Below are 25,885 nucleotides of genomic sequence, written 5' to 3'. Positions count from 1 at the left end.
TCCAGGGTAACTCCGAGACCGGCGTACCGTGGCTCGACGATGACGAGCACCAGGGACGACGCCTTCGACTTCCGGGGCGTGCTGCTGTCGGGCTTCCTGCCCGCGGCGCTCTTCGCGATCGGCGAGGGCGCGATCATCCCGATCATCCCGATCGCGGCGTCGTCACTCGGGGCGAGCCTGGCGTTCGCGGGCTTCGTCGCCGCGCTCATCCTGGTCGGGGAGCTCATCGGCGACGTGCCCTCCGGGATCGTCGTCGGCCGGATCGGCGAGCGGAACGCGATGATCGGCGCGGCGGTCGTCTCGGTCGTCGGGCTCCTCGTCTGCACCGTCGCGCCGAACCCCTGGGTCCTCGCGGTCGGGGTGTTCCTGGTCGGCGTCTCGACGGCGGTGTTCGCCCTCGCCCGGCACGCGTACATGACGACCGCGATCCCCCTCCGGATCCGCGCCCGCGCCCTGTCCAGCCTCGGCGGGGTCTTCCGCTTCGGCTACTTCGTCGGACCGTTCATCTCCGCCGCCGTCGTGCACCTCACCGGCACGACCCAGAGCGCCTTCTGGATCCACGTGACCTGCTGCCTGGCCGCGGCCGTCGTCCTGCTCGTCCTGCGCGACCCCGCGACGGGCACACGCGGTCTGCGGGTGCCGCCACGATCCTCCCGGCCGGCAGACGCGACCACGGCACCGACCGCAGCCGACGGGGCGGACGTCCGCCACCCGCTCGAACCGCCCACCGACACCGGCGCGCAGTTCGTGCAGCGCGAGGCGCAGGGCCTCTTCCGCACCCTCCGCGAGCACCGCGGAGTCCTCGCACGGCTCGGCAGCGGCGCCGCGCTCATCGGCGCGCTCCGCGCCGGCCGCCAGGTGATCCTGCCGCTCTGGGCGGTGAGCGTCGGCATGGACGACTCGACCGCGGCGCTCGTGATCGGCATCGCGGGTGCCGTCGACTTCGCGCTGTTCTACACGAGCGGGCAGATCATGGACCGCTGGGGGCGTCTGGCGAGCGCCCTGCCGTGCATGCTCGGCCTCGCGGTCAGCTACTTCCTGCTCGCGTGGAGCGGGCACCTGGACGCCCGCGTCGGCTGGTTCGTCGCGATCGCGATCGGGATGTCACTCGCGAACGGTGTCGGATCCGGCATCCTCATGACGCTCGGCGCGGACCTCGCGCCCCGCGGGGAACCCGCGCCGTTCCTCGGCGCGTGGCGCTTCACGGGCGACTTCGGGTCGGCGGCGGCGCCGCTGGTCATCTCTGGGGTCACGGCGGTCGCGTCGCTCGCGCTCGCGAGCGGGGTCATGGGCGTCCTCGGGTTGGTCGGTGTCGGGGTGCTGCTGCGGTACGTACCGCGGTACCTGCCCCGCAGGCTGCGGTGACGCAGGTGGTCGGGCGCGCGATCGGTCTGGAGGATCGGTGCCCGTCTGCCCCGCCGGTCATGCTCGGTAGACTGCCGCTGCTCGCGGGAGTGGTGGAATCGGTAGACACGCAGGATTTAGGTTCCTGTGCCCCAGGCGTGAGGGTTCGAGTCCCTCCTTCCGCACCAGGGCGGGGCGCATCAGTCTCCCGGGGGATGGTTCGACAGGGACTGGGCGGTACCCTCGTCGAGCGGGTGTCCCCCGTGACCCCGACCTCGACCGGAAGAACCATGCACGCGCTTCCCCTCGCCCTCATCCCCTGGCTCGACCCGCAGTACATCCTCGACCACTTCGGCGCGATCGCCGTGCTCGTCGTCTGCGGGATCGTCTTCGCGGAGACCGGCCTGCTGATCGGGTTCATCTTCCCCGGTGACAGCCTGCTCGTGATCACCGGCCTGTTCGCCTTCGACCGCGGCGGCCAGATCGGCGGGATCCCGATCTGGGTCGCTGCGCTGATGATCGGCGCCGCGGCGTTCCTCGGCGGGGAGCTCGGGTACTACATCGGCAAGAAGGCCGGCCCACCGATCTTCGAGCGCAAGGAGAGCGGCCTGTTCTCGAAGGAGAACGTCGACCGCACGAACGCGTTCTTCCACCGCTTCGGCCCGCTCGCCGTGATCCTGGCGCGCTTCGTGCCGGTCGTGCGGACCTTCCTGCCGATCGCGGCCGGGGTCGGGCGGATGAACTACAAGAAGTACTCGCTGTACAACGCGATCGGCGCGATCATCTGGGGCGTCGGGGTGACCTTCCTCGGGTACTTCCTCGGGTACATCCCGCCGATCGCCTACGTCGTGCGGAACTACATCGACGTGATCCTCATCCTCGCGGTGCTGGTCACGGTCGTGCCCGCGGGCCTGCACTACTGGCGGACCGCTCGGAAGGCCAAGCACGCCGCCGAGGCCGAGGCCGAGGCCGAGCGCGAACGGCCCTGACGGACTGAGACGCCCCCGAACCGTCGAGACGCCCCCGTTGCCGGGGGCGTCTCGTGCGTTGGGGGCGTCTCGTGTGCCCGGGGCGTTGCGCGGCTACGGCGGCATCCTGACGGCTGGGCCGTCAGGCGCGTCAGGCCTGAAAGTGCTCGCGGACGATCGGTGCGATGCCCCGGAAGGCCTTCGAGCGGTGCGACAGGGCGTTCTTCTCGTCGCGGGTCAGCTCGGCCGAGGTCCGGTCCGCGTCGTCCGGCCGGAACACCGGGTCGTAGCCGTGCCCGCCGGTGCCGATCGGCTCCGTCGTCACCTCGCCGTTCCAGACCGCCTCGAACACGTGCTCGGTCCCGTCCGGGGTCACGAACGCCGCCGCGCAGACGAACGCGGCGGTCCGCTCCACGACGCCCTCCAGGTTCCGGAGCAGCAGCGCGATGTTGTCCGCGTCCACCCTGGTCCCCGCGTAGCGCGCGGAGTGGATGCCCGGGGCGCCGTCGAGCGCGTCCACGGCGATCCCGGAGTCGTCGGCGAGCGCCGGCAGTCCCGTGTGCGCCACCGCCGCGCGCGCCTTGATGAGCGCGTTCGCCGCGTACGAGTCGCCGTCCTCGACGGGTTCCGGTCCGTCGTAGCCGACGAGTTCGACGCCGTGGCCGAGCGCGTCGCCGAGGATGTCCCGCAGCTCGACGACCTTGTCGGCGTTGTGGGTGGCGAGGACGACGCTGCGCCCGGTCACGAGGACAGCCCCAGCACCTCGCGCTGGATCGCCGCGAGCGAGGCGTTGCCCGCCAGGCCGAGGTCGAGCAGCGTGTTCAGCTCCTCGCGGTCGAACGGCGCGTGCTCGGCCGTGCCCTGCACCTCGATGAACTTGCCGGAGCCGGTCGTGACGATGTTCATGTCGGTGTCGGCCGCCGAGTCCTCGGTGTAGGCGAGGTCGAGCATCGGCTCCCCCTTGACGATGCCCACGGAGATCGCCTGCACGCTGTCGGTGAGCGGAGTGGCTTTCTTCGCGATGAAGCCCTTGTCGCGGCCCCACTCGATCGCGTCGACCATCGCGACGTACGCGCCCGTGATCGACGCCGTGCGGGTGCCCCCGTCAGCCTGCAGCACGTCGCAGTCGATGACGAGGGTGTTCTCGCCGAGGCCCTTCGTGTCGATGACCGCGCGGAGTGAGCGCCCGATCAGCCGCGAGATCTCGTGCGTCCGGCCGCCGACCCGGCCCTTGATCGACTCGCGCTGCATGCGCTCGTTCGTCGAGCGCGGCAGCATCGAGTACTCGGCGGTGACCCAGCCGGTGCCCTTGCCGGCGAGCCAACGCGGCACGCCGTTCGTGAAGCTCGCGGTGCAGAGCACCTTCGTGTTGCCGAAGGAGATGAGTGCGCTGCCCTCGGCCTGCGTGCTCCACCCCCGCTCGATGGTGACGGGACGGTGGTCGGTGGCGCTGCGGCCGTCGATGCGGGTGCTCATAGGGTCCTTTCGGTGCGGGGCAACGTGATCGCCCCTGTCTGGAGGTGTCCGACGCTCGAGACCTCGGGACCGAGGAAGCGGCGTGCGAGTCGGATGAAGCCGTTCCGGTCCTCGCCGGTGGCCTCGAACGAGTACGTGGGCGGTTCGGCGGCGGTCCGCTCGAGGCCGTGCTCGACGAGCCGTCGGTAGACGTCGTTCGCGGTCTCCTCGGCGCTCGACACCAGCGTGACGTCCGGGCCCATGACGTACTGGATCGCGGCAGACATCAGCGGGTAGTGCGTGCACCCGAGGACCAGGGTGTCGACGTCCGCCGCCCGGATCGGGGCGAGGTACTGCGCGGCGACCTCGCGGAGCGCCGGCGACGAGGTGTCCCCAGCCTCGACGAACTCGACGAAGCGCGGGCAGGCGGCGAGGGCGAGCGTGACGTCGGCCGCGACGGCGAACGCGTCCTCGTACGCCCGCGAGGCGATCGTCCCGACCGTGCCGATGACGCCGATCCGCCCGGTGCGGGTCTGCTTGACGGCGGCGCGCGCCGCGGGCTGGATGACCTCGACGACCGGGATGCCGTACGCCTGCTCGTACCGTTCGCGCGCGTCCCGGAGCACCGCGGACGAGGCCGTGTTGCACGCGATCACGAGCGCCTTGACGCCCTGGTCGACGAGGTCGTCCATGACCTCGAGCGCGTAGCGGCGGACGTCGGCGATCGGCTTCGGGCCGTACGGCGAGTGTACGGTGTCCCCGACGTACCGGATGCTCTCGCGCGGCAGCTGGTCGATGATCGCCCGGGCCACCGTGAGTCCACCGACCCCGCTGTCGAAGACTCCGATCGGTGCATCCGTCACGGCCCCCAGCGTACCGACGCCCGCACACCCGCGGTCCGCCCCACGCCCCGCCTCAGCCCGCCCCCCACACGAACGGGCGGAAACCGCGCCACCACCGCCCACCGCCCCGCACCTTCCGCCCGCTCGCGCTCCCCGCTCGCCCAGCCCGCCGCGCACCTCGCCCCGCCCCCACGCGAACGGGCGGAAACCGCGCCACCACCGCCCACCGCCCCGCACCTTCCGCCCGCTCGCGCTCCCCGCTCGCGCTCCCCGCTCGCGCTCGCCCGCCCCGCACGCCCGCACCCCAGCCGCCCTCGCGTCCACCACGGCCGACCTGCCGGGCGCGCCCCGCGCCTCCAGGCCGCTGCTGGGTAGTGTCGGGGAGGTGACCAGCGCGCTCCTCACGGACCAGTACGAACTCACCATGGTGGACGCCGCCCTCAAGGACGGCACCGCCGACCGACGGTGCGTCTTCGAGGTCTTCACCCGTCGGCTGCCCGACGGCCGCCGGTACGGCGTCGCCGCGGGGCTGGGGCGATTCCTCACGGCGCTGACGGACTTCCGGTTCGGGGACGCCGAGATCGGGTTCCTCCGCGACCGCCGGGTCATCGACGAGGGCACCGCCGCCTGGCTCGCCGACTACCGCTTCACGGGCAGCATCCGCGCCTACCGCGAGGGCGAGGTCTTCTTCCCGAACTCGCCGATCCTGCAGATCGAGGGCACGTTCGCCGAGTCCGTCGTGCTCGAGACCCTCGCGCTGAGCATCCACAACGCCGACTCCGCGATCGCGAGCGCCGCCGCCCGCATGGTCTCCGCGGCGGACGGTCGGCCGCTGGCCGAGATGGGCTCCCGCCGGACGGGCGAGTGGAACGCGGTCGCCGCGGCCCGCGCCGCGTACATCGCCGGGTTCGGGGCGACGAGCAACCTCGAGGCGGGGCGCACCTGGGGCATCCCGACCATGGGGACCGCCGCGCACGCGTTCACGCTCCTGCACGACTCGGAAGAGGCCGCGTTCCGCTCCCAGCTCGACGCCCTCGGCGACGCCACGACCCTGCTCGTCGACACCTACGACATCGAGGCCGCGGTCGAGACCGCCGTCCGCCTGACCGACGGCCGGCTCGGCGCGGTGCGCATCGACAGCGGCGACCTGCCGTCCGTCGTCGCGTCGGTCCGAGCACAGCTCGACCGGCTCGGCGCCCCGGCGACGAAGATCACGGTCACGAACGACCTCGACGAGTACACGATCGCCGCGCTCCGGGCCGCCCCGGTCGACTCCTACGGCGTCGGGACGAGCGTCGTGTCCGGTTCCGGGCACCCCGCCGCCGGCATGGTGTTCAAGCTCGTCGCGCACGAGGCGACCGACGGGGGCGACTGGGTGCCGGTGGCCAAGAAGTCCGCCGACAAGGCCTCGACCGGTGGCCGCAAGGAAGCCGGTCGACGGCTGCGGAACGGGGTCGCCACGGCCGAGGTGGTGCTGACGACCGGACAGGTCGGCCCCGACGAGCGGCCGCTCCTGGTGCCCGTGGTCGACCACGGCGAGGTCGACCCGGCCTTCACCGGGGTCGCCGGTGTCGAGGCCGCCCGCGCGCACCACAAGCGTGCGAAGGCAGAACTGCCGGTCGACGCGTCACGGATCGGTCGGGGCGACCCGGCCATCCCGACGCTCGTGATCTGAGCGGCGCTACTCGGCCCGCATCTTCTCGTAGATGGCCTTGCAGTCGGGGCACACCGGGAACTTCTCCGGGTCGCGACCAGGGATCCACTTCTTGCCGCAGAGCGCCTTGACGGGCTTCCCCGTCAGGGCGGACTGCAGGATCTTGTCCTTCTTGACGTAGTGCGAGAACCGCTCGTGGTCGCCGGGCTCGATCGCCTCTTCCTCGAGGAGCTTCTCGAGCTCGCGGTCCATCACGTCGAGGCCGCCGCCGGGTTCCGTCATGCTCATGGGACCAGGGTACGACGGTGCGGCTGCCGCCGCATCGGACGGGAGGCGCGTGGCGGGGCTGCCGCGCGCCTCCCGCCCGGCGTGCGGTCGCGTCGGGCGCGCCGGTCGGCGCTCGGGTCGGGTTGCGCCGGGTCGGGAGCGCGGATCGGGCTGATCCGGACGGCGTGCGCGGGTCGAGTCGCTCGGGTCAGTTCCGCTGCGCGGCGGCGAGCAGGTCGGGTCCGTGCCGGTCGAAGAGTCGACCGCCGAGGGCCACCCCCGAGACGAGGACGACAGCACCGACGCCCAGGCCGACCAGCAGCGTGAGCACCGCCCAGGGCTCGGGACCGTCGCTCAGCGCGAGCACCGCGAGCCAGACCGCGGGGATCGCCGCGACGAGGATCCCGACGACCATCGTCGTCTGCGCGACCGCGGCCGTCGTGCCGGCGGCCTGGGGCTGCTGGAACGGGTGGTCACCCGGACGGACCGTCGGGTAGGGCAGCAGGACCGACACGACGCTCGACAGGCCGAGGCCCGCGAGCAGCGCCCCGCCGGCGACACCGACCAGGAGCGGGAAGGCCGTCCAGTCGCCGAACAGCCGCGCGGACACCGCCGCGCCGAGCACGACGGCGGGGAGCCCGACGACGAGCAGCGGGACGAGCCGACCGAGGCGGTCGCTCCACCCGGGCGCTCCCGAGGCGACGTGCAGCCACACCGCGGTGTTGTCGTACGAGACGTCGTTGTGCGGCAGGAACCCGGCGATCAACGCCATCAGCGGCAGCGGCACGAGGGCGGTCCAGTGCCACGGCACCCCGGCGACACCGAGCGGGATCACCACGATCGGCACGAACACGATCACCAGGTACGACATGCGGTACCGGGGGTCCCGCGCCCAGTAGGTCAGCGCACGGGCCGCGACGGCGCCGACCGGGGTGGACCCGAGGCGCGCGAACCAGCCGAGGCCGCGGTAGCGACGAGCCGTGGCGCGACCGTCGACGGTCTCGAGCGCGCGCCCGACGAGGGCCCACCAGGCGAGCCCGAGGAGCCCGAGCGTGACCAGTGCGACGAGGAGCTTGAGCACGCCCTCGCCCACCCGGCCGCTCGCCACGTCGGCGGGCACCGCCCATGCGGCGCCCCACGGGGTCCACCCCGCGACGTCGGCCACGCGGGAGGCCTCGGTGCTCGTGGCGTCGGTCCAGGGGCCGCGGACGAGCAGCGACACGACCGGCAGGCCGAGCACGACGACCACCAGGGCGGCGAGCCACCCGGCGTCACGGGAGCGGTGCGGGCCGATCAGGGCGGCACCGACGGCGGAGCCGACACGGGCGAGCAGGGCGCAGGTGAGCGTCCCGAGGAGCGCGGCGAGGACCGCCAGGACGCCGAGCCCGCCGGAGCGCGACCACGCCCCGACCTGCCCGACCGCGACGATCGCCACCGAGAGCACGGGCACGCCGACGAGGCCGGCGACACCGAGGCCGACCGCGAGCTGGCGACGGTCGAGGCCGAAGACGGTGAAGCGTCGGGGGTCGAACTGGTCCGTCCCGCCGACGACGAGCGGCACGACCGTGAAGGCGACCGCGAGGAACGCCCCGACCGGCACCGCGACGGAGCGCGCGATCTCGACGGGCGCGGACCGGAGTCCGAGGAGCTCACCGGCGACGAACACCGCGGCGACGAGGCCGAGCAGGCTGCCGAGCACGACGAGGACCGACTGCCGAGCTCCCCCGCGGACACCGCCCGCGAGCAGGTCGACCCTCAGTCGGAGAAGCTGTGCAACCATTCCATGCTCTCTGCCACGACGCGGCCGCCCGCGAGTTCGACGAACTTGTCCTCGAGGCTCCGACGACCGCGGACCTGGGCCATCGTGCCGGAGGCGAGGACCTTGCCGCCGACGATGATCGCGACCGAGTCGCACGTGCGCTGGACGAGCTCCATCGAGTGGCTGGAGAGCACCACGGTGCCGCCGCCGCGCGTGTAGCGACGCAGGATCTCGGTGATCGTGGCGGCGCTGACCGGGTCGACGGACTCGAACGGCTCGTCGAGGACCAGGACGCGGGGCGAGTGGATGAGCGTCGCGGCGAGGGCGATCTTCTTCGCCATGCCGACGGAGTAGTCCGCGACCTGGCGCCCGAGCGCCTCACCGAGGCCGAACGCCTGGGCGAGGTCGGCGCTGCGCTTCCGCGCCGTCGCACCGTCGAGCCCGCGGAGCGTCGCGGAGTAGTGCAGGAGCTGCGCGCCGGTCAGCCGGTCGAACAACCGGAGCCGGTCGGGCAGGACCCCGAGGTCGCGCTTGGCAGCCGTCGGGTCGGACCACACGTCGTGGTCGAGCACCGAGACGGTGCCGGCGTCGGGGCGCAGCAGGCCGGTGATCATCGAGAGCGTGGTGGTCTTGCCGGCGCCGTTCGGGCCGACGACGCCGAAGATCGAGCCCTGGCGGATCTCGAGGTCGACCTCGTCCGCCGCGAGGGTCTGGCCGTACCGCTTGACGAGGCCGCTCGCACGGAGCACCACGGGCTGCTGCGGGGTCTTCGTCGCGGCCGGGGTCTCGCGGGCGGCGGGCTGGCGCTTCGGCACGCGCTTCTTCTTCTGCGCCGCGGTCGTGCCGGCGTCGTCCGCCGCCGTCGGGGCCGCCGAGGACTGCTCGGATGCCGTGTCCTTCGCGGGCGCCGCGGTCTGCCCAGACGTGGTCGTCTGCTCGATCGCCGCATCACGTGCTGCCGCGTCGTCGCGCACGGCGGCGGTCTGGACCGGTCGGGAGACGCGCCCGCGCCCCTTGCCCTTGCGCGGCGCCGGACGGCTGGCGGGCGACGGGCCCGCGGCGGTCGTGCTCGCCGCGATCGTGCTCGCCGTGGCAGGCTCCGTCACCGCCGGGTCGCTGACCGTCGTCGTCGTGTCGTCGGTCATGCCGTCACCAGCGGAGGCGTCGCGCGCATCCCCGTCCCCCAAGTCGTCGTCGGTGGCGTCCCCCTCGGCATCGTCCACCTCGGTCATCCACGCAGCGTCGGACGTCACGTACACGTCGTCGTCATCTGCCGCTGCCACCGCCCCACCGTACCAACGGGTTCCGGACACGGCGGGACACGCTCGCCGCCCGGGTCACGAATCGGGCACGAACCGGACGATGCCGTACCCCGATCCCGACTCGTTCCGTATCATTCACCAGGGCACGACGGAGTGTTCACCACTTGGAAACCTGCTCAGAACCGGTCCCGAGACAGTCTGCCCTGCCGATCCGCCCCGTGCCGATCCGCGCGGGAGCGGCGCGTTCACGGGAAACGCAGACCTGGAGCGAGCAGACTCGACGAGGCCCGCCCGTGCCCCACGGGGCGCGCGGGCGGACACCGGAAGGGACCAGCATGACAACGCAGATCGTCATCCTCGCAGCGGGGATGGGCAGCCGCCTCGGGCGCAGCCTGCCGAAGCCGCTGACCGAACTCAGCGACGGCCGCACCATCATGCAGCAGCAGTTCGACAACATCCGCGCCGCGTTCGGCTCGAGCGCCCGCGTGACGATCGTCGTCGGTTACAAGTCCGAGTACATCGTCGAGGCCTTCCCCGAGGCGAACTTCGTCTACAACGAGTCCTACGACTCCACGAACACCTCGAAGTCCCTGCTCCGTGCGCTCAAGGCCACGGGCAAGGGCGGCGTCCTCTGGATGAACGGCGACGTCGTCTTCGACCCGCGCGCGCTCGTCCGCGCCGCGGACATGATGGACCAGGACCGGTCCTTCGTCAGCGTGAACACCGAGAAGGTCTCCGACGAAGAGGTCAAGTACACGGTGGACGCGCAGGGCTGCATCCACAAGCTGTCGAAGCAGGTCGTCGGCGGTCTCGGCGAAGCGGTCGGCATCAACTACGTCTCGTCGGCCGACAAGCCGGCGCTCATCCGTCAGCTCGGGCGCGTCGACGACCAGGAGTACTTCGAGGGCGGCATCGAGGCTGCCATCGCCGAGGACGGGCTACGCTGGTCGCCGGTCGACATCTCCGACCTGTACGCCGTCGAGATCGACTTCGCGGAAGACCTCGAGCGCGCGAACGACCTGTTCGCCTGAACCGTCATGACCCCCTGGGCGGTTCCGCCCGAAGGGACACCGTGACCACAGCGAGTGCGCAGACCGCGTCCCGGACCACCGGCCCCCTGGTGAACCGGGGCGCGGTACGCCGTTACCGGCATGCGCTGTGGTTGCTGACCTCCCGCGACCTGCGGGTCCGCTACTCGACGTCCGCGCTCGGCTACCTCTGGTCGATCCTCGACCCGCTCGTCATGTCGGCGATCTACTGGTTCGTCTTCACGCAGGTGTTCCACCGCGGCAAGGTCGGCGAAGAGCCGTACATCGTCTTCCTGCTGTCGGCGCTCCTGCCGTGGATGTGGTTCACCGGTGCCGTCTCGGACTCCACCCGGGCCTTCACGAGCGAGGCCAAGCTGATCCGATCGACGACCATCCCCCGGAGCATCTGGGTCGCGCGGGTCAACGCGTCGAAGGGCATCGAGTTCCTGCTGAGCCTGCCGGTGCTCGCGGTCTTCGCGATCGCCACGGGGGCGCACGTGCACTGGGGTCTGGCCCTGTACCCGCTTGCGATCCTGCTGCAGGCCGGCCTGGTCTACGGCATCGGCCTGATCGTGGCGCCGCTCGTGGTGTTCTTCCGCGACCTCGAGCGCGCGGTGAAGCTCGTGCTGCGGTTCTTCTTCTACGCGTCGCCGATCATCTACGGCACGACCGCGCTCCCCGAGAAGCTGCGCGACCTCGCGGCGCTCAACCCGCTGAGCGGCATCTTCGGCATCTACCGCTCGGCGTTCTTCCCGAACCAGCTGAACTGGTTCGAGGTGCTCGTGTCCGTCCTCGTCACGATCGTCGTCCTCGCGGTCGGCCTGGTCGTGTTCCGCCGCAGCGAGCACCGCGTCCTGAAGGAGCTGTGATGACCTCGACCGAGCCCCGCGAGCGCGCGGCGACCACCGCCCCCGTGATCTCCGTGCGCGACGCCGGCATCCGGTTCAAGCGGAACCGTCGGGCGAGCCGCAGCTTCAAGGACCTGTTCGCCGGGAGCTCCCGCCGCAAGCGCGCGGACGAGTTCTGGGCGCTCCGGGGCGTGTCGTTCGACGTCCGCCCGGGCGAGGCGATCGGTGTCGTCGGACGGAACGGCCAGGGCAAGTCCACCCTGCTCAAGCTCGTCGCGCAGGTCATGCTCCCCGACGAGGGGCGGGTGCGGGTGGGTGCCGGTGTCGCCCCGCTCATCGAGATCACCGGCGGGTTCGTCGGCGACCTCACGGTCCGCGACAACGTCTTCCTGACGGCCGGGCTGCACGGGATGAGCCGGGCCGAGATCCGCGACGCCTTCGACGAGATCATCGCGTTCGCCGAGATCGCGGACTTCGTCGACACCCCGTACAAGCACCTGTCGAGCGGCATGAAGGTGCGCATCGCGTTCGCCGTGATCTCCCGCCTGGACGAGCCGGTGATCCTCGTCGACGAGGTCCTGGCCGTCGGCGACAAGGCCTTCCGCGAGAAGTGCTACAAGCGCATCGAGGAGCTCCTGGCGGGCGGGCGCACGCTGTTCTTCGTCTCGCACAGCGACAAGGACCTGCGCCGCTTCTGCGACCGCGGGCTGTACCTCGACAAGGGTCGACTCCAGCTCGACGACACCATCGAGAAGGCCCTCGCCGCGTACGCCGCCGACTACGGCGTCTGACCCGCTCCCTCCTCCACACCCGGTCCCCCGACCGACCCCCTGCACAGGCGCCAGCCCCACCGCGGCCCGAGCGGCCCCGACGTCGGACCCTCCCCCTAGCGTGACCGGCATGCACCACCCGACCACGGCCTACGCAGTCCCGTTCACCGTCGATCGTTCCCGGGCACCTCGTCGCTACGACCTGGTGAACACCGGATCCGAACCCCTCCACGCCATCTCGCTGACGCACCTCGGCAACGGGTACTGCCCGCCGCTCGCGGTGAACCAGCTCGACCCGGGACGGTCCCTGTCCATCGCGGTCTTCGGCGCCGACCCCGAGGACACCGGTGTCGTCGTCGTCCGCTGGCGACGCCCGGACCGCTCCGAGTACCTGTGGCGCATGTCGCTGGTCGGGGACCGCCGTGCGGCCTGACGTACCGGGGCGCCGCGCCGTGACCCGACAGCACTCGGTCGGCTGCGCCTCCGGCCGCCGGGCGGACCGCTCCCCCAGACCCGCGGCGGAGCGCTCAGCCGGCCCGGTGCTCCGCGGCCACCTCGTGCCACCGCGCAACGAGCCGGTCGACGGCCTCGTGCAGGCGTCGGGTCGCGACGCCCGGCGCGGTGTCCCCGAAGTACCGCTCGACCCAGTGCCGCAGCTTCGCGAGCTCTTCGGCGTCGTTCGCGGCGGCGTCGACCCGGGCGACGACGTCCCCGGCCTGGTCTGCGAGCAACCAGTTCGCGTCCGACAGGTACCCGCGCTCGTCGACGTCCGCACCGCTCGCCACCGGGCGCGTGACGATCAGCGGCTTCCCGACCGCGAGCCGGTCGTAGATCATGGCGCTGATGTCGGTGATCGCGACGTCCGCCGCGGCGAGCTGCCATCCGAGCTCCGGGCCGTCGTCGTACACGTGGTGTGCGGTGGCGTCGGCGACGTTGGCGGCGCTGATCGCGGCGACGATCCGCTCGTGGGCGGCGCGGTAGTCCGCGTCCAGCACGCCGCTCCGCGGGTGTGGACGGTAGACGAGCCGGTGCCGGGGGGACGCCAGGAGCCGCTCGGCGAGCTCCACGCCGTGGCTCGCGATCGACCCGTACGCAGCCGCGGCACGGTCGCCCTCCCACGTGGGGGCGTAGAGCACGACGGTCCGGTCGTCCTCCGGGTACGGCACGTCGCCCGCGAAGTGGTCGGCCTGCGGGCGTCCGATGGCGATCGTCCGGCGGTCCAGGTCGTAGTCCCAGAGCGCGTCCGCGAGCCGGTCCCGGGCGGCGTCCCCGGCGATCAGGGCGTAGTCGTACGCCTTGAACTGGTTCGTGGTCATGTACATCTTGTCGCTCTCGCCGTGGTTGACGAAGACGTGCCACATCCGCCCGTACCGCATCATCTGGAAGTTGCGGGCGTTCTGGTTGACGTACAGGACGATCTTCGGTGCCTGCTCGTCGACGAAGCGCTCGAGGTCGACGACCTGGCGGGCGTAGACCACCGGCACCGGCGACTCGTCGAGCAGGGCGAGCATCGTGCCGGGGCTCCGGGACAGGATCGCGACCGGGTGCTCGGCCGCGAGCTCGGCGAGCGGGGCGTACCACTGCCGCACCTGGTACATGTTGACCGGTCCGTCCGCGAAGTACACGGCGATCTCGACGGACCCCGGCGCGAGTCGCGACTGCGTCCGCAGGCGGCGCGCGAGCTGCTGGCGACTCCGACGGGACCGCAGGAGACGCTGCACGAGCCGCACGGCGGTCGTGGCGTCACGGATGATCGGCATGGTGCTCCTCGGGCGATCGGATCGGACTCAGACGACGGGCGGGCGCCCGGCGAGCGTCATGCGGGCGACGGTCAGCCACCCCATCGTGCGGGTCGGCCCGCAGTCCGACGTCCAGCCTTCTCGGGCGCCGGCGAACCAGGTGCGCAGGCGGGCCGGGTGTCGCCACCACCGCGCGACCTGGATCGCTGCCCACGAACCCACGTACAGCGGACGCAGGGGTGCCGGCAGGTTGCGTCGAGCGAGCCAGACCCGGTTCCGGGCGTTCAGGCGGTAGTACTCCGTGTGGCGAGCGGGGTCGATCGCGGGGTGGTTCGCGACGAGGTCCCCGGCGTACCAGGCCCGGCGTCCGGCGTCCCACACACGCCAGGCGAGCTCGATGCCCTCGTGCGCGTAGAAGTACTCGGCGCCCCATCCCCCGACGGCCCGGTAGACGTCCATCGGCAGGACGACCGCGCCCTCCCACACCGAGAACACCGGGGACGAGTCGGCGGCGTCGCCCTTCCGGATGCGCGGCACCCAGCGCCGCGGGTTGGCCGCACCGGTCGGGTCGACGACCCGCGGCTGGACCAGGCCGAGCGACGGGTCGCGGTCGAGCAGCTCGACGGCGTCGCGCAGGAAGGTGTCCGACGGCACCCAGGCATCGTCGTCCAGGAAGAACACGTGGTCGCCGTCGACGACCTCGGCCCCCGCGTTCCGTCCGGCCGGGATCCCGAGGTTCTCCGGCAGCGCGAGCGCACGGACCCCTTCGGGCAGGTCGGTCGGCTCCCAGCCGTTGCCGACGCACACGACGTCCAGGTCGACGTCCCGCTGGGCGAGCACGCTGTCGATCCCACGTCGCAGGTCCGCGGGCCGGGTGCCCTGGGTCAGGACCACCACGGCGATGCGCGGGCGTCCACGATGCGGGGCGGCGTGCCGACGGACGGTGCCCTGGCTCACGCGCGGACACGCTTCGACGACATGATCGCCAGGAAGTGCCCGGCGGTGGCGAGCACGGCGAGCGGGAGCAGCGCGCCGACGAGCACACGGTCGGCGAGCGGGTGACCGACCACGAGCGCGATGAGCGCGAACACGAAGGCCAGGATCGTCAGTTCGACGGAGTGGTACAGGCGGTGGAACGGCAGGAACCGAGCGGCCCGGCGGAGCGTTGCCAGTCGACGGCCGGACGGCGCGGTGCCCGCGTCCCGGCGGTCCACGAGCTTCGCGAGTCCGGCGTTCGCGCGGGCGACGTGCACCATGTCGTTGAGCGCCTTGTTCAGCACGATGACCAGGCCGAGCGCGCAGCCGATCGTGGTCCACATCCAGTCAGCGCCCTGCACCGGCCAGGTCGCCGCCCGGACACCGAGCGCGATCGGGATCAGTCCCTCGGTCGTGTAGTGCCCGACCTTGTCGAGGAACACCCCGGCGGGCGACCGGGTCCCCCGCCAGCGCGCGACCTCGCCGTCGCAGCAGTCGACGAGCATCTGCAGCTGCCCGAGCACGAGTGCCAGCAGCGCGCCCCAGATCCCCGGGACGAGCAGCGCCGCGGCGGTGCTCCACCCCACGAGGATCATCAGCCCGGTGACCTGGTTGGCACTGACGCGGGTCTTCAGCAGGATCCAGGTCAGGTACGGCGAGACGTCACGCAGGTACAGCGAGGCGGTCCAGTGCTCGGCGTTGGCCCGCGAACGGACCTCGTCCGGCTGCGCGACCGCGCGGAGCTCGGCGATGGAGGTCGGACGGGCGGAGCCGCGTGCGGTGGAGTCGTCGGTCAAGGTTCCAGGTCACCGTCCCGTGTGGGTGGTCAGTTCGGAGGTCCGGGTCAGGAAGCCGACCACGAAGCCGACACCCCACCCCACGTGGATGCACGGCAGCACCACGATCAGCCAGAGCAGGGTCGCGAGCCCTGACCGCCGTGCGACGACGACCGAGCCGACGACGACGAAGAGCAGGTACACGGCGGGGACGGCGAACCCGGTCATCGCCCACGCCAGCGGGCTGCGGAGCAGGGCGCCCACGACGCCGACGACCCCGGCGACGAGCCCGAGCGCGACCGCCGTGACCATCGCGGGGGGTACGAAGTAGCGCACGCCGTTGTTCGCCGGGAAGCGGCGGGCGAGCTCGCCGCGCCACAGCCCCGTGGCGACGAACTGCCGGACGAGTCGGCGCAGGCTCGGGCGCGGGCGGTAGGTCACGACCAGCTCCGGCGTGAACCACACGGTGCCGCCGGTCTGCCGCAGACGACGGTTGAGCTCCCAGTCCTGTCCGCGCTTGATGCCCTCGTCGAAGAGCCCGACCTCGAACAGCCGGTCCCGCCGGAAGACACCGAGGTACGCGGTCTCGGCCGGTCCGGCCTTGCCACCGACGTGGTGGGGCGTGCCCCCGAGACCGACGCGGCTGCCGTAGGCGTGGGCGACGGCGCGTTCGAAGGGCGTCCGCCCCTCGGCGTGCATGATCCCACCGACGTTGTCCGCGCCCGACTCGGTCAGCACGCGGACGGCGACGCGTGTGTAGTCGGTCGGGAGCACCGAGTGCGCGTCGACCCGGATGACCACGGGGTGCACGGACGCCCGGATCGCCACGTTGAGCCCGGCGGGCGTCGACCCGACCGGGTTCTCGATCGCCCGGATCCGGGGGTCTGCGGCGCTCATCTCGGCGACGAGCTCGTTCGTGCCGTCGATCGACGGACCGAGGGCCAGGATGACCTCGAACGGACCGGCGTAGTCCTGCTCGAGCAGGCTGCCGACGGCGGCACGCACCTCGGTCACTTCGTTCAGCACCGGCATCACGTACGAGACCCCCGGCAGGGGCTGTCCGTCTGTCTGCATGCGTACCTCGGGGTCCTGACTGGTGCGCGGGGCGCACCGCGGACGGCGCCCGCCCCGCAGAGCGACCCCGAGCCTATCAAGCGGCCAGGCCGCCCACGTGCCGGGCCGCCCACGTGCCGGGCCGCTCACCTGAGCCTGCGGGCGCGGCACCGTCACGGGTCGACACCGATACGGACGGGAGGCACGGTGCCAGCTGGCACCGTGCCTCCCGTCCGTCCTGGACCTGCGTCAGCCCTTGTAGGTGCCGAGCGTCACGTCCGTCTCACGCGTCTGGCCGTCGCGGATGTAGGTGATCGTCGTCTTCGCGCCACCGGCGAAGAAGCGCACCTGCGCCGTGAGGTCGGTCGCGTCGGAGACCGTGGCGGACCCGATCTTGGTGACCACGTCGCCCTTCTGCAGGCCGGCGTTCGCCGCCGCGCCGCCGGACGAGACCGACTTGATGAGGGCGCCCATCTGCTTGGCGCTGGCGTCCTCCGCCGCGTCACCGACCGTCGCACCGAGGAGACCGTGCGTGGCGGAGCCGTTGTCCTTGATCTCGTTCGCGACGCGCTGCACCAGGTTCGACGGGATCGAGAAGCCGACGCCGATGCTGCCGGACTGTCCCTCGGACGACGAGGAGCTGCCGGCGCTGGCGATCGCGACGTTGATGCCGATGAGCTTGCCCTTCGAGTCGAGCAGCGCACCGCCCGAGTTGCCCGGGTTGATCGACGCGTCGGTCTGGATGACCGGGAGCGAGACGGTGGTGTTCGACGACGAACTGCTGCCGTTGTCGCCGTTGCCCCAGAAGTCGAACGGGCCGCCGTTGCCGTTGCCGCCCTCGTTCGAGTCGCCGCCCTGGCTCGGTGCGCTCGACGTGACCTGGATGCTGCGGTTCAGCGTCGAGACGATGCCGTCGGTGACCGTGTTCGACAGGCCGAGCGGTGCGCCGATCGCGACCGCGGTGTCGCCGACGTTCAGGTCGGACGAGTTCGCGAACGTGATCGGCTTCATGTCGGTCGCGTCGATCTTGATCACCGCGAGGTCGACGGTCGGGTCGGTGCCGACGAGCTTCGCCGGGTAGATCTTGCCGTCGGAGGTCGTCACCGTGATGGTGCCGTTGCCGCTGTCGCCGTCCAGCGTCACCACGTGGGTGTTCGTGACGATGTACCCGTCCTTCGAGAAGACGACGCCGGAACCGGTGCCGCCCTCGGAGCCCGCGGAGACGTTGATCGTGACGACCGACGGCGTGGCCTGGGCGGCGACGGCCGTCACGACCGTGGCGTTGTTGTAGTCGTTGACCGTGAGGTTGCCGCCGTTCTGCGACGAGCTCGACCCGACGACCGTGCCACCACTGGCCTGCGAGGCCCCGGCGGCCCATCCCGCACCGCCGCCGACGAGCCCGGCGAGCACCAGGCCAGCGACGATCGGGAGCACGAGCTTGTTGCGCCCGTCCTTCGTCTTCGTAGCCGACGCGGTTCCGTCGCCGGCTGTCGGGGCCGCGCCGAAGTAGTGGCCGTTGCGCTGGTTCGAGCCGTCGACGTCGCCGAAGGCGCTCGTCGCCGAGGACGGGGCCTGCGCGGAGCCGGGCTGAGCGGCGGAGGCGTACTGCGATGAGCCGTAGGCGCTGGTACCGGCGGTGTTCGTGCTGTCCTGGGCGTACTCGCCGTAGCGCGGCTGCTGCCCGTACTGGCTCTGCTGGCCGTACTGGCTCGTCGGGGCCTGGCCGTACTGGTCCTGCTGGCCGTACTGGCTCTGCTGGCCGTACTGGCTCGTGGGAGCCTGACCGTACCGGTCCTGCTGGCCGTACTGGCTCTGCTGGCCGTACTGGCTCGTGGGAGCCTGACCGTACCGGTCCTGCTGGCCGTACTGGTCCTGCTGGCCGTACTGGCTCTGCTGGCTCTGCTCGCCGTACTGGCTCTGCTGGCCGTACTGGCTCGTGGGGGCCTGGCCGTACTGGTCCTGCTGGCCGTACGGCGTCGTGTGCGACCCGTACCCACCGGACGTGGGGGCGGCGTCGCCGGCGATCGTCGGGTACGGCGCGGTGTACCGGTCCGTCGGGTGGTCGCCGGAGGTCGACAGGACGTCGGTCTCGTTCGCACCACCGGGTTCGATGACGTCGGTGTGGTCGTGGTCGGGCGAGCTCGTGGCTGCGCTCGGCTGTCCGGAGTCGTCCCGCGTCGGCTCGCCGTGGTCGGCGGTCCCGTGGGTGGCGTCCTCTGCTGAGCCCTGACGGTGGAGGTCCTCGGGACGGTCGTCGTCGCCGCGGCCGTGTGGCGTGGTGTCGGTCATGCTGGACGTGCTCCTTTCAAGCTCGTGCAGTCTTCCGGACCCACCTGAGCGGTGCTCCTGCTGGGGCTGCGAGCGGCCTATGGCGATCCTATGCGTGGGCTGGGCAGCCGTTCCCGGGATCCGGTCCGCACGCGCACTAGGTTGGGTGCACCCGGCGCACCGAGGGCGTCCGGCGCATCGGGAGGACGCACATGCACCGCACCGGACCGTGGCTCCGCGCCGCCGAGGGAGCCATGCTCCTGGGGCCCGACGGGTCGCCCGCCCCGACGGTCTTCGCCGAGATGAGCGCCCTCGCCGCGGCGACGGGTGCGATCAACCTCGGGCAGGGCTTCCCGGACGAGGACGGACCCGCCGAGGTGCTCGACGCCGCCGTCGCCGCCGTCCGTGCCGGCGTCAACCAGTACCCGCCGGGACGCGGCACCGCCGAACTGCGTGCGGCGATCGCGGAGCACCAGGCGCACTGGTACGGCCTGTCGGTCGACCCTGATCGCGAGGTGCTCGTCACCGCCGGCGCCACCGAGGCCCTCGCGGCGACGCTGCTCGCGTTCGTCGAGCCCGGCGACGAGGTGATCACCTTCGAGCCCTTCTACGACGCCTACGGCGCCCTGGTCCGGCTCGCGGGCGGCACGCACGTCACCGTCCCGCTCACGACCCCCGACTTCCTGCCGGACGAGGACGTCCTACGCGCCGCGTTCTCGGACCGCACCCGCGTCGTCCTCGTGAACACCCCGCACAACCTCACCGGACGGGTGCTGCCGCGCGCGGTGCTCGAGACCGTGGTCGAGCTCGCCGAGCGGTACGACGCCCTGGTCGTCACGGACGAGGTCTACGAGCACCTGACCTTCGACGTCCCGCACGTGCCGATCGCGGCGCTGCCCGGGGCGGTGGACCGGACGATCTCGATCTCGAGCGCTGGCAAGACCTTCAGCACCACGGGGTGGAAGATCGGCTGGCTCACCGCTCCCGCGCCGCTGGTGGACGCGGTCCTGGCGGTGAAGCAGTTCCTGACGTTCGTGAACGGCGCCCCGTTCCAGCCCGCCGTCGCCGCGGGACTCCGCCTGCCGGACACCGTGTTCCACGGGATCGCCGCCGAGCTCGGTGCGAAGCACGCGCTCCTGGCCGAGGGGCTGCTGGAGGCGGGGTTCGACGTCCTGCACCCGGACGGCGGGTACTTCGTCATCGCGGACGCCGCCCCGCTCGGGTACGACGATGCCCGGGCGCTCTGCCTCGAGCTCCCCAGGCTCGCGGGTGTGGTCGGCGTGCCGGTGTCGGCGTTCGTGCGGCCCGAGCACGCGCCGGGCTACCGCTCGCTCGTGCGCTTCGCGTTCTGCAAGCGCCGGAGCGTGCTCGAGGACGCCGTGGGCCGGCTCGGGGCGCTCCGCGCGCGGTCCTGAGCGGGAGCTGCCGTCGCTCGGTGACGTCAGCCGCGCGGCACGACGTCGTACCGCCGCAGGCCCAGGGACGGGTTCACCGTGCGCACCGAGTCGGTCACGGCGGTGTCGACGGTCGCCACGAGCAGCCCGGGTGTCGCCCCTGCCGCCGCGACCGCGACGCCCGAGGGGTCGAGCACGACGGACGAACCGATGCCCACCGGCGGCGTCTGCCCGACACCGACGACCCACACGGTGTTCTCGATCGCGCGGGCGGTGAGGAGCGTCCGCCAGTGGTGTTCCTTGCCCGGACCCCGCACCCACTCCGCCGGGACGAGGACGACGTCCGCCGCACCGCCCTCGGCCGCGGCGAGGCGACGCGTGACCTCGGGGAAGCGCAGGTCGTAGCAGGTCTCGAGGCCGACCCGGACTCCCTGGACGGTGACGACCGGCAGCTGGTCGGTCGCACCGGACTCGATGCGGTCGGACTCCCGGGAGCCGAACGCGTCGTACAGGTGGACCTTGCGGTACGTCGCGCCGATCGACCCGTCGGGCAGCACGGCGACGAGGGTGTTGCGGAACCGCTCCCCCTCGCCCACCTCCGCGACGCCGGCGACGATCGCGATCCCGGTCTCCCGCGCGAGGTCGGCCAGCCCCGTGACGAACGGCCCGTCGAGGGGCTCCGCCGCGGCGACGAACCGGTCGTCGAGGTCCGCGGTAAAGTACGAGGTGTACTCCGGGGTCACGAGCAGGTCCGCTCCGCGCCGAGCGGCGTCGACGGCTGCGCGACGGACGGTCTCGAGGTTGGCGGTCGGGTCGTCGACCGGCGCGAACTGAGCGGCGGCGATCGTCAGGGTGCTCATCCGCCGAGCGTAGCGACGGAAGGCGTCGGCGGACACTGGGAACGGCGAAGGCCCCGGTCCGACTGGACCGGGGCCTTCGTGTGACGCTTGGTTGCGGGGGCAGGATTTGAACCTACGACCTCTGGGTTATGAGCCCAGCGAGCTACCGAACTGCTCCACCCCGCGGCACGTTGAACAGCCTACACACGCCCGTGGCGGGGCACAAATCGAGTGCCCCGCCACGGCGTGTCAGTTCCCGCCCTCGGCCTCGGTCGCCGCCTGGATGGCCTCCTGCAGGCGCTGGTCGGCCTCTGCCGCAGCGACCAGGTCGTTCTTCGCGTAGGCGTCCTGGCGGTCCTGCAGTGCGGACTTCGCGTCGGCGAGGGCCTGCTGCAGCGCGGCGTTGTCGGTCGCACTCCCGGAGCTGGAGCCCCCGGTCGAACCGGACGAGCCCGAACCCGTGTCGGTCGACCCGGAGCCGCTCGACCCGGAGTTCCCGGAGCCGGTGTCGCCCGAACCGCTGTCGCCCGACCCGGATCCGTTCGCGGCGCCCTGGTCGCCGGCCGTGGCACCCGAGTTGCCGCCGAACAGGCTGTTGAGCGCCTCGTCGAGAGTGTCCTCGAAGGCGATCTTGTCGCCGAAGGCCACCAGGACCTTCTGCAGCAGCGGGTACGAACCGCTCGACGTCGACTGGACGTAGACGGGCTGCACGTAGAGGAACCCGCCGCCGACCGGCAGGGTCAGCAGGTTGCCCTGCTTCACCGTCGAGTTGCCCCGCTTCAGGATGTTCAGCTCCTGCGACACGGTGGTGTCACCGTTGAACAGGTTCTGCACCTGCGCCGGACCCGGGATGTTGTCGGTCTTCGGCATCGTCAGGAGCGTGAGCTTGCCGTAGTTCCTGGCCTTCTCGCCCTTGCCGGCACCACCGGCATCCGAGTCCACCGCCAGGTACCCGGTCAGCACGTTGCGGTTGTTCGCTCCGGCCGACTGCTGCGGGATGTACGTCGTGTAGAGCGAGTACGCGGTGTCCTGCCCCGGCACCTTCATGGTCAGGTAGTACGGGTCCTGCAGGTTGGACCGGTTCGCGGTCGTCTGCGTCCCGAGCGCGTTCGTCGTCGTCTGCGCGTCCGCGGTGTCGGCATCGTTCGTGCCCGAGGTCGGTTCCTGCGGGGTGTTCCACGCGTCGTCACCCGAGTAGAACGAGTTCGCGTTCGTCACGTGGTACGTGCCGAGGATCGACCGCTGGACCTTGAACAGGTCCGTCGGGTACCGCACGTGGTCGAGCAGTTCGGCGCTCATCTCCGACACCGGCTGCATCGACGTCGGGAAGATCTTCTGCCAGGTCTTGAGCACCGGGTCCTGCGTGTCCCAGGCGTAGAGCGTGACCTTGCCCGTGTAGGCGTCGACCGTGGCCTTCACCGAGTTCCGGATGTAGTTCACCTGGTCGGTGCGGAACGTCGACGACTCCGTGCCGTTGATGCTGTCCGACAGGCTCTGGCTCTGCGAGTACGGGTAGGCGTTGCTCGTGGTGTACCCGTCGACGACCCACTGGATGCGGTGGTCGACGACCGCCGGGTAGGCGTCACTGTCGAGCGTCAGGTACGGTGCGACCTTCTGGACGCGCTGGATCGGGTCGCGGTCGTACAGGATCTGCGAGTCCTTGTTGACCGCGTTCGACAGCAGGATCTGCTCCGACTGGAACTTCGCCGCGTAGACGAGCCGGTTGAAGAAGTTGCCGAGGCTCGGACCGCCGTTGCCCTGGTAGGTGGTGGTCGCGTTGCCGCCGTTGTCGTCGTCCGAGCCGGACGGGTAGTCGAGCTCGATGTTCTTCGAGCCCTCGGGCCCGCCGACGATCGAGTACGGCGGCGAGGTCTCGCCGAAGTACACGCGCTCCTGGTAGTCGCCGAGCGCGCCGCTCGACGGGATGCCCGACTCGAGGAACACCGGCTTGCCGTCGCTCGCGCGCTGGTTGCCGTAGGCCGCGGTCACGCCGAAGCCGTGCGTGTAGACGAAGGTCCGGTTGTACTGCGTGTTCGCCTGGGCGCTGAGGCCGTCGAGGTCGATGTCGCGCACCGCGATCACGGTGTCCTCGGTCTGGCCCTTGACGTCGTACCGGTCGACGTCCAGCTCCTTCGGGAACTGGTAGTACTGCCGGTACTGCTGCAGCTGGCTGAAGGTGTCCGACACGATCTTCGGGTCGATGAGACGGATGTTCGCCGTCGTCTGGGCGTCCTGCGCGAGGGCGCCCGAGCTCGCCTCGGTCGTCGCGTCGTAGTTCTGCTCCTGCACGTCGGCGACGTCGTAGGCGTCCCGCGTGGCCTTGATGTTCCGCTCGATGTACGCCGACTCGTAGGTGCGCTCCGAGGGCTTCACCTGCAGCCGCTGGACCACCCACGGGTAGATGCCGCCGATGACGATCGCCGCGACGAGCAGCAGCCCGGTGCCGACGATCGAGATGCGCCAGCGGCCGATGACGGCCGTGACGACGAACAGGACCGCGACGATCGCGGCGATGCCCGCCATGATCTCGCGACCGGGGATGACGGCGTTGACGTCGGTGTACTGCGCACCCGTGATGAGCGGGTTGTCCTTGGTCAGGGCCGCGTACTGGTCGAGCCACAGGCTGACGCCCTGCAGCGCCACGTAGACGGCCGCGGTCACCGCGAGCTGGATGCGCGCGGCGCGGGAGATGCGGACCTCGCGCCCGCCGAACCGGAGGGCTCCGTACAGGTAGCACGCGGCGAGCGCCGCGATCCCGGCGATGAGCACGACCGCCGACGAGTACGCCACGATCGCGCGCCAGAACGGCAGCTCGAACACGTAGAAGCCGATGTCCAGGCCGAACTGGGGATCGGTCTTGCCGAACGACGTCCGGTTGAAGTACTCGAGCACCATGCTCCAGCGGCCGGCCGTGGAGAGCCCGGCGAAGACGCCGAGGACCGCCGGGATGCCGATCATGACCGCACGGCGCAGCGGCTCGATGACCTGCTGGTAGCGGTCGAGCTGCGAGTTGAGCTTGGCGTAGACCGGCCGGAACCGGAACGCGAGCGCGATGCTCACGTACACCGGCGCGGCCATCCCCAGGAAGCCGGCGACGAACATCGAGGTGCCTGCGATCCACCGGGTGGTGAGGACCTGCTGGAACCCGAGCTGCGAGAACCACGCGTAGTCGGTGTACAGGCTGGCGAAGATGAAGAAGCCGATCACCAGTGCGGCCAGCACGATGATCGTGACCACGATCGGGACCCGCGGCGAACGCCGCCCGGAGGAAGAGGGTCCCGAGGTGGACGAGGTTGTCGTCACTTGATGTGCTCCTGACGTGTCGGACCGGCGGGCCCGGCGCGGCGGGCCGTCAGTGCGTCGATCCTATTGGTCGCCACCGACAGTGAAACTGTACGGGAACTCAGGAAGGTGGTCCGTGCCTCCCGGCAGACGGCCTGGAGGCACGGATCGCGACGTGCGCGCACGTCGCGGCGTGCGCGGCCAGGTCGGGACCGTGCCGTCAGGAACCGCAGCGTGCGAGGCCGTCGGTGCTCTTCCCGGAGGCGATGGTCTGCAGGTCCGTGACGGCCTGGTCGAGCGTCGCGACCATGTAGACGTCGAGCCCGGCCGGGACGTGACCGACGACCTCGTCGCAGTTGTCGGCGGGTGCGAGGAAGACCGTCGCCCCCGCGTCCTTCGCGCCGTAGAGCTTCTGGCGGATGCCGCCGATCGCGCCGACCTCGCCGTCCGCGGTGATCGTGCCGGTGCCGGCGACGTGCTTCCCGCCGTTGAGCTTGCCGGGGGTGAGCTCGTCGATGATCCCGAGCGCGAACATCATGCCGGCCGAGGGCCCGCCGACGTCCTGCAGCGCGATCTTCACCTGGAACGGGAAGTCGTAGCGCTCGGTCACGCCGACGCCGAGGAGCGCCGTGCCCTGCTCGTCGCGCGGGGTGACCTCGACCTGGCGGCTCGCGCCGTCCCGCTCGATCGTCACGGTGGCGGGCGACGACGTGCCGTGCTTCGCCACGGCGGCGCGCAGCGTGCCGGCGTCGACGTTCGTGGTGAGCTGCTCGCCGTCGAACGCCGTGATGACGTCGCCCTTCCGGATGGTGCCGTCCGCAGCGGACCCGGGCTGCACGGAGCCGACCTCGAGCCGCGTGGGCAGCTCCTCGCCCTGGTGGATGAGCGCCGCGGCGACCGCCGACTGCTGCGAAGACTGCATGTCCGCGGCGTCCTGCTCGTTCACCTGCTGGGTGGTCGTGCCCTCCGGGTAGATCGCGCTGGCCGGGATGACCGCCTCGGACCGCGAGAACAGTGCGCGGACGACGCTCGTCCAGGACGGACGGTTCGTGGCGTCGCCCTGGATGCCGACGGTGAGCATGTCGAGCGCACCGGATGTCGGGTACGTCTCCGCGCCGTCGATCTGGATGAGCTCGACGTCCTTCGCGTCCTTGCCGCTCCCCTGCCGCTGGGTGCCGATGGTGTTGTACACCGGGCCGGGCACCTCGATGAGGTACGGGCTCGGCAGGAAGCTCGCGAGGAGCCCGAGCACCACGGCCCCGATGACGAACGCCCACCCGACGGTCCGGGCGCGCGAGCGACGGCGGGGAGCGGGGGCGAAGAGGGTCACGGACGTCCTTCCACAGGGTGCGGCCGCCTGCT

Annotated in this window: 22 protein-coding genes and 2 tRNA genes; 9 read left to right on the top strand and 15 right to left on the bottom strand. The window is 71.5% G+C overall.

Features of this window, described 5'->3' with window-relative positions; translation table 11 throughout:
• Positions 1-39: 39 nt before the first annotated feature.
• From DEU32_RS01250 to DEU32_RS01240, 3 genes are all read left to right on the top strand, one after another.
• Complete coding sequence (locus DEU32_RS01250) at positions 40-1,365, top strand: MFS transporter (protein WP_058743129.1); 1,326 nt, start codon at positions 40-42, stop codon at positions 1,363-1,365.
• A gap of 83 nt (positions 1,366-1,448) precedes the next feature.
• Positions 1,449-1,532 (top strand) — tRNA-Leu (locus tag DEU32_RS01245).
• Positions 1,533-1,634: 102 nt separating this feature from the next.
• Positions 1,635-2,333 carry a DedA family protein gene (locus DEU32_RS01240; protein ID WP_114848991.1) on the top strand — a complete coding sequence of 233 codons (699 nt, stop codon included), beginning with the start codon at positions 1,635-1,637 and terminating at the stop codon, positions 2,331-2,333.
• Between the two features lie 130 nt (positions 2,334-2,463).
• Here the strand turns inward: DEU32_RS01240 and rdgB are convergent, their stop codons facing one another.
• Genes rdgB through murI form a run of 3 tightly spaced genes read right to left on the bottom strand, consistent with a single transcriptional unit; the run spans position 2,464 to position 4,630 of the window.
• On the bottom strand, positions 2,464-3,057 hold the full coding sequence (rdgB, locus tag DEU32_RS01235; protein ID WP_114848990.1) for an RdgB/HAM1 family non-canonical purine NTP pyrophosphatase: 594 nt from the start codon (positions 3,055-3,057) through the stop codon (positions 2,464-2,466).
• The gene (gene rph, locus DEU32_RS01230) at positions 3,054-3,788 is read right to left on the bottom strand and encodes a ribonuclease PH (protein WP_058743126.1); all 735 of its coding nucleotides are present in this window, start codon (positions 3,786-3,788) and stop codon (positions 3,054-3,056) included. Before rph ends, rdgB begins: the two co-directional genes overlap by 4 nt.
• Positions 3,785-4,630 carry a glutamate racemase gene (murI, locus tag DEU32_RS01225; RefSeq protein WP_114848989.1) on the bottom strand — a complete coding sequence of 282 codons (846 nt, stop codon included), beginning with the start codon at positions 4,628-4,630 and terminating at the stop codon, positions 3,785-3,787. Before murI ends, rph begins: the two co-directional genes overlap by 4 nt.
• 364 nt (positions 4,631-4,994) lie before the next feature.
• Between murI and DEU32_RS01220 the strand changes: the two genes are divergently transcribed.
• Positions 4,995-6,284, top strand: a complete 1,290-nt coding sequence (locus DEU32_RS01220) for a nicotinate phosphoribosyltransferase (RefSeq protein ID WP_114848988.1) — start codon at positions 4,995-4,997, stop codon at positions 6,282-6,284.
• A 6-nt stretch (positions 6,285-6,290) separates the two neighbouring features.
• On the opposite strand, the gene DEU32_RS01215 is transcribed toward DEU32_RS01220, so the two are convergent.
• The 3 genes from DEU32_RS01215 to DEU32_RS01205 form a co-directional block, all read right to left on the bottom strand.
• Entirely contained in the window at positions 6,291-6,551 is a 261-nt protein-coding gene (locus DEU32_RS01215) for a DUF3039 domain-containing protein (RefSeq protein WP_114848987.1), read from the bottom strand.
• A 187-nt stretch (positions 6,552-6,738) separates the two neighbouring features.
• Positions 6,739-8,310 (bottom strand): ABC transporter permease, encoded by a 1,572-nt coding sequence (locus tag DEU32_RS01210; protein ID WP_141860618.1) that lies wholly within the window; start codon positions 8,308-8,310, stop codon positions 6,739-6,741.
• On the bottom strand, positions 8,286-9,572 hold the full coding sequence (locus DEU32_RS01205) for an ABC transporter ATP-binding protein (protein WP_308423646.1): 1,287 nt from the start codon (positions 9,570-9,572) through the stop codon (positions 8,286-8,288). The genes DEU32_RS01210 and DEU32_RS01205 overlap by 25 nt, the downstream gene beginning before the upstream one ends.
• Before the next feature lie 314 nt (positions 9,573-9,886).
• Here DEU32_RS01205 and DEU32_RS01200 point away from each other — a divergent pair, with 314 nt between their 5' ends.
• The 4 genes from DEU32_RS01200 to DEU32_RS01185 all read left to right on the top strand — a co-directional run bounded on the left by DEU32_RS01200 (position 9,887) and on the right by DEU32_RS01185 (position 12,630).
• Positions 9,887-10,582, top strand: coding sequence for an NTP transferase domain-containing protein (locus tag DEU32_RS01200; protein ID WP_114848985.1), 696 nt, complete (start codon positions 9,887-9,889; stop codon positions 10,580-10,582).
• 41 nt (positions 10,583-10,623) lie between these two features.
• A complete protein-coding gene (locus DEU32_RS01195) occupies positions 10,624-11,448 on the top strand; it encodes an ABC transporter permease (RefSeq protein WP_083519884.1) in 825 nt (274 codons plus the stop codon).
• Positions 11,448-12,218, top strand: a complete 771-nt coding sequence (locus DEU32_RS01190) for an ABC transporter ATP-binding protein (RefSeq protein ID WP_058741505.1) — start codon at positions 11,448-11,450, stop codon at positions 12,216-12,218. Before DEU32_RS01195 ends, DEU32_RS01190 begins: the two co-directional genes overlap by 1 nt.
• A 109-nt stretch (positions 12,219-12,327) precedes the next feature.
• Complete coding sequence (locus DEU32_RS01185) at positions 12,328-12,630, top strand: hypothetical protein (protein WP_144802355.1); 303 nt, start codon at positions 12,328-12,330, stop codon at positions 12,628-12,630.
• A 94-nt stretch (positions 12,631-12,724) separates the two neighbouring features.
• Here the strand turns inward: DEU32_RS01185 and DEU32_RS01180 are convergent, their stop codons facing one another.
• The 5 genes from DEU32_RS01180 to DEU32_RS17440 all read right to left on the bottom strand — a co-directional run bounded on the left by DEU32_RS01180 (position 12,725) and on the right by DEU32_RS17440 (position 19,029).
• Positions 12,725-13,957, bottom strand: coding sequence for a CDP-glycerol glycerophosphotransferase family protein (locus DEU32_RS01180; RefSeq protein WP_058741503.1), 1,233 nt, complete (start codon positions 13,955-13,957; stop codon positions 12,725-12,727).
• Between the two features lie 27 nt (positions 13,958-13,984).
• Complete coding sequence (locus tag DEU32_RS01175) at positions 13,985-14,893, bottom strand: glycosyltransferase family 2 protein (protein WP_114848984.1); 909 nt, start codon at positions 14,891-14,893, stop codon at positions 13,985-13,987.
• The gene (locus DEU32_RS01170) at positions 14,890-15,708 is read right to left on the bottom strand and encodes a CDP-alcohol phosphatidyltransferase family protein (RefSeq protein ID WP_114848983.1); all 819 of its coding nucleotides are present in this window, start codon (positions 15,706-15,708) and stop codon (positions 14,890-14,892) included. The genes DEU32_RS01175 and DEU32_RS01170 overlap by 4 nt, the downstream gene beginning before the upstream one ends.
• 9 nt (positions 15,709-15,717) lie before the next feature.
• Positions 15,718-16,761 carry a glycosyltransferase family 2 protein gene (locus DEU32_RS01165; RefSeq protein WP_114848982.1) on the bottom strand — a complete coding sequence of 348 codons (1,044 nt, stop codon included), beginning with the start codon at positions 16,759-16,761 and terminating at the stop codon, positions 15,718-15,720.
• A 228-nt stretch (positions 16,762-16,989) separates the two neighbouring features.
• Positions 16,990-19,029 (bottom strand): S1C family serine protease, encoded by a 2,040-nt coding sequence (locus DEU32_RS17440; protein WP_258554742.1) that lies wholly within the window; start codon positions 19,027-19,029, stop codon positions 16,990-16,992.
• Between the two features lie 191 nt (positions 19,030-19,220).
• Between DEU32_RS17440 and DEU32_RS01155 the strand changes: the two genes are divergently transcribed.
• On the top strand, positions 19,221-20,423 hold the full coding sequence (locus tag DEU32_RS01155; RefSeq protein ID WP_114848981.1) for an aminotransferase class I/II-fold pyridoxal phosphate-dependent enzyme: 1,203 nt from the start codon (positions 19,221-19,223) through the stop codon (positions 20,421-20,423).
• Positions 20,424-20,449: 26 nt separating this feature from the next.
• Here DEU32_RS01155 and DEU32_RS01150 read toward each other — a convergent pair whose 3' ends face one another.
• From DEU32_RS01150 to DEU32_RS01135, 4 genes are all read right to left on the bottom strand, one after another.
• Positions 20,450-21,262 (bottom strand): carbon-nitrogen hydrolase family protein, encoded by an 813-nt coding sequence (locus DEU32_RS01150; RefSeq protein WP_114849181.1) that lies wholly within the window; start codon positions 21,260-21,262, stop codon positions 20,450-20,452.
• A gap of 88 nt (positions 21,263-21,350) precedes the next feature.
• Positions 21,351-21,427, bottom strand: a tRNA-Met gene (locus DEU32_RS01145).
• Positions 21,428-21,490: 63 nt separating this feature from the next.
• Entirely contained in the window at positions 21,491-24,478 is a 2,988-nt protein-coding gene (locus DEU32_RS01140; RefSeq protein WP_181819156.1) for a UPF0182 family protein, read from the bottom strand.
• 265 nt (positions 24,479-24,743) lie between these two features.
• The gene (locus tag DEU32_RS01135; RefSeq protein ID WP_114848980.1) at positions 24,744-25,853 is read right to left on the bottom strand and encodes a PDZ domain-containing protein; all 1,110 of its coding nucleotides are present in this window, start codon (positions 25,851-25,853) and stop codon (positions 24,744-24,746) included.
• Between the last annotated feature and the right edge of the window lie 32 nt (positions 25,854-25,885).

It is taken from the genome of Curtobacterium sp. AG1037 (assembly GCF_003349855.1).
Lineage (GTDB): Bacteria > Actinomycetota > Actinomycetes > Actinomycetales > Microbacteriaceae > Curtobacterium > Curtobacterium citreum.
This window is presented reverse-complemented; position numbering and strand designations above follow the sequence as displayed.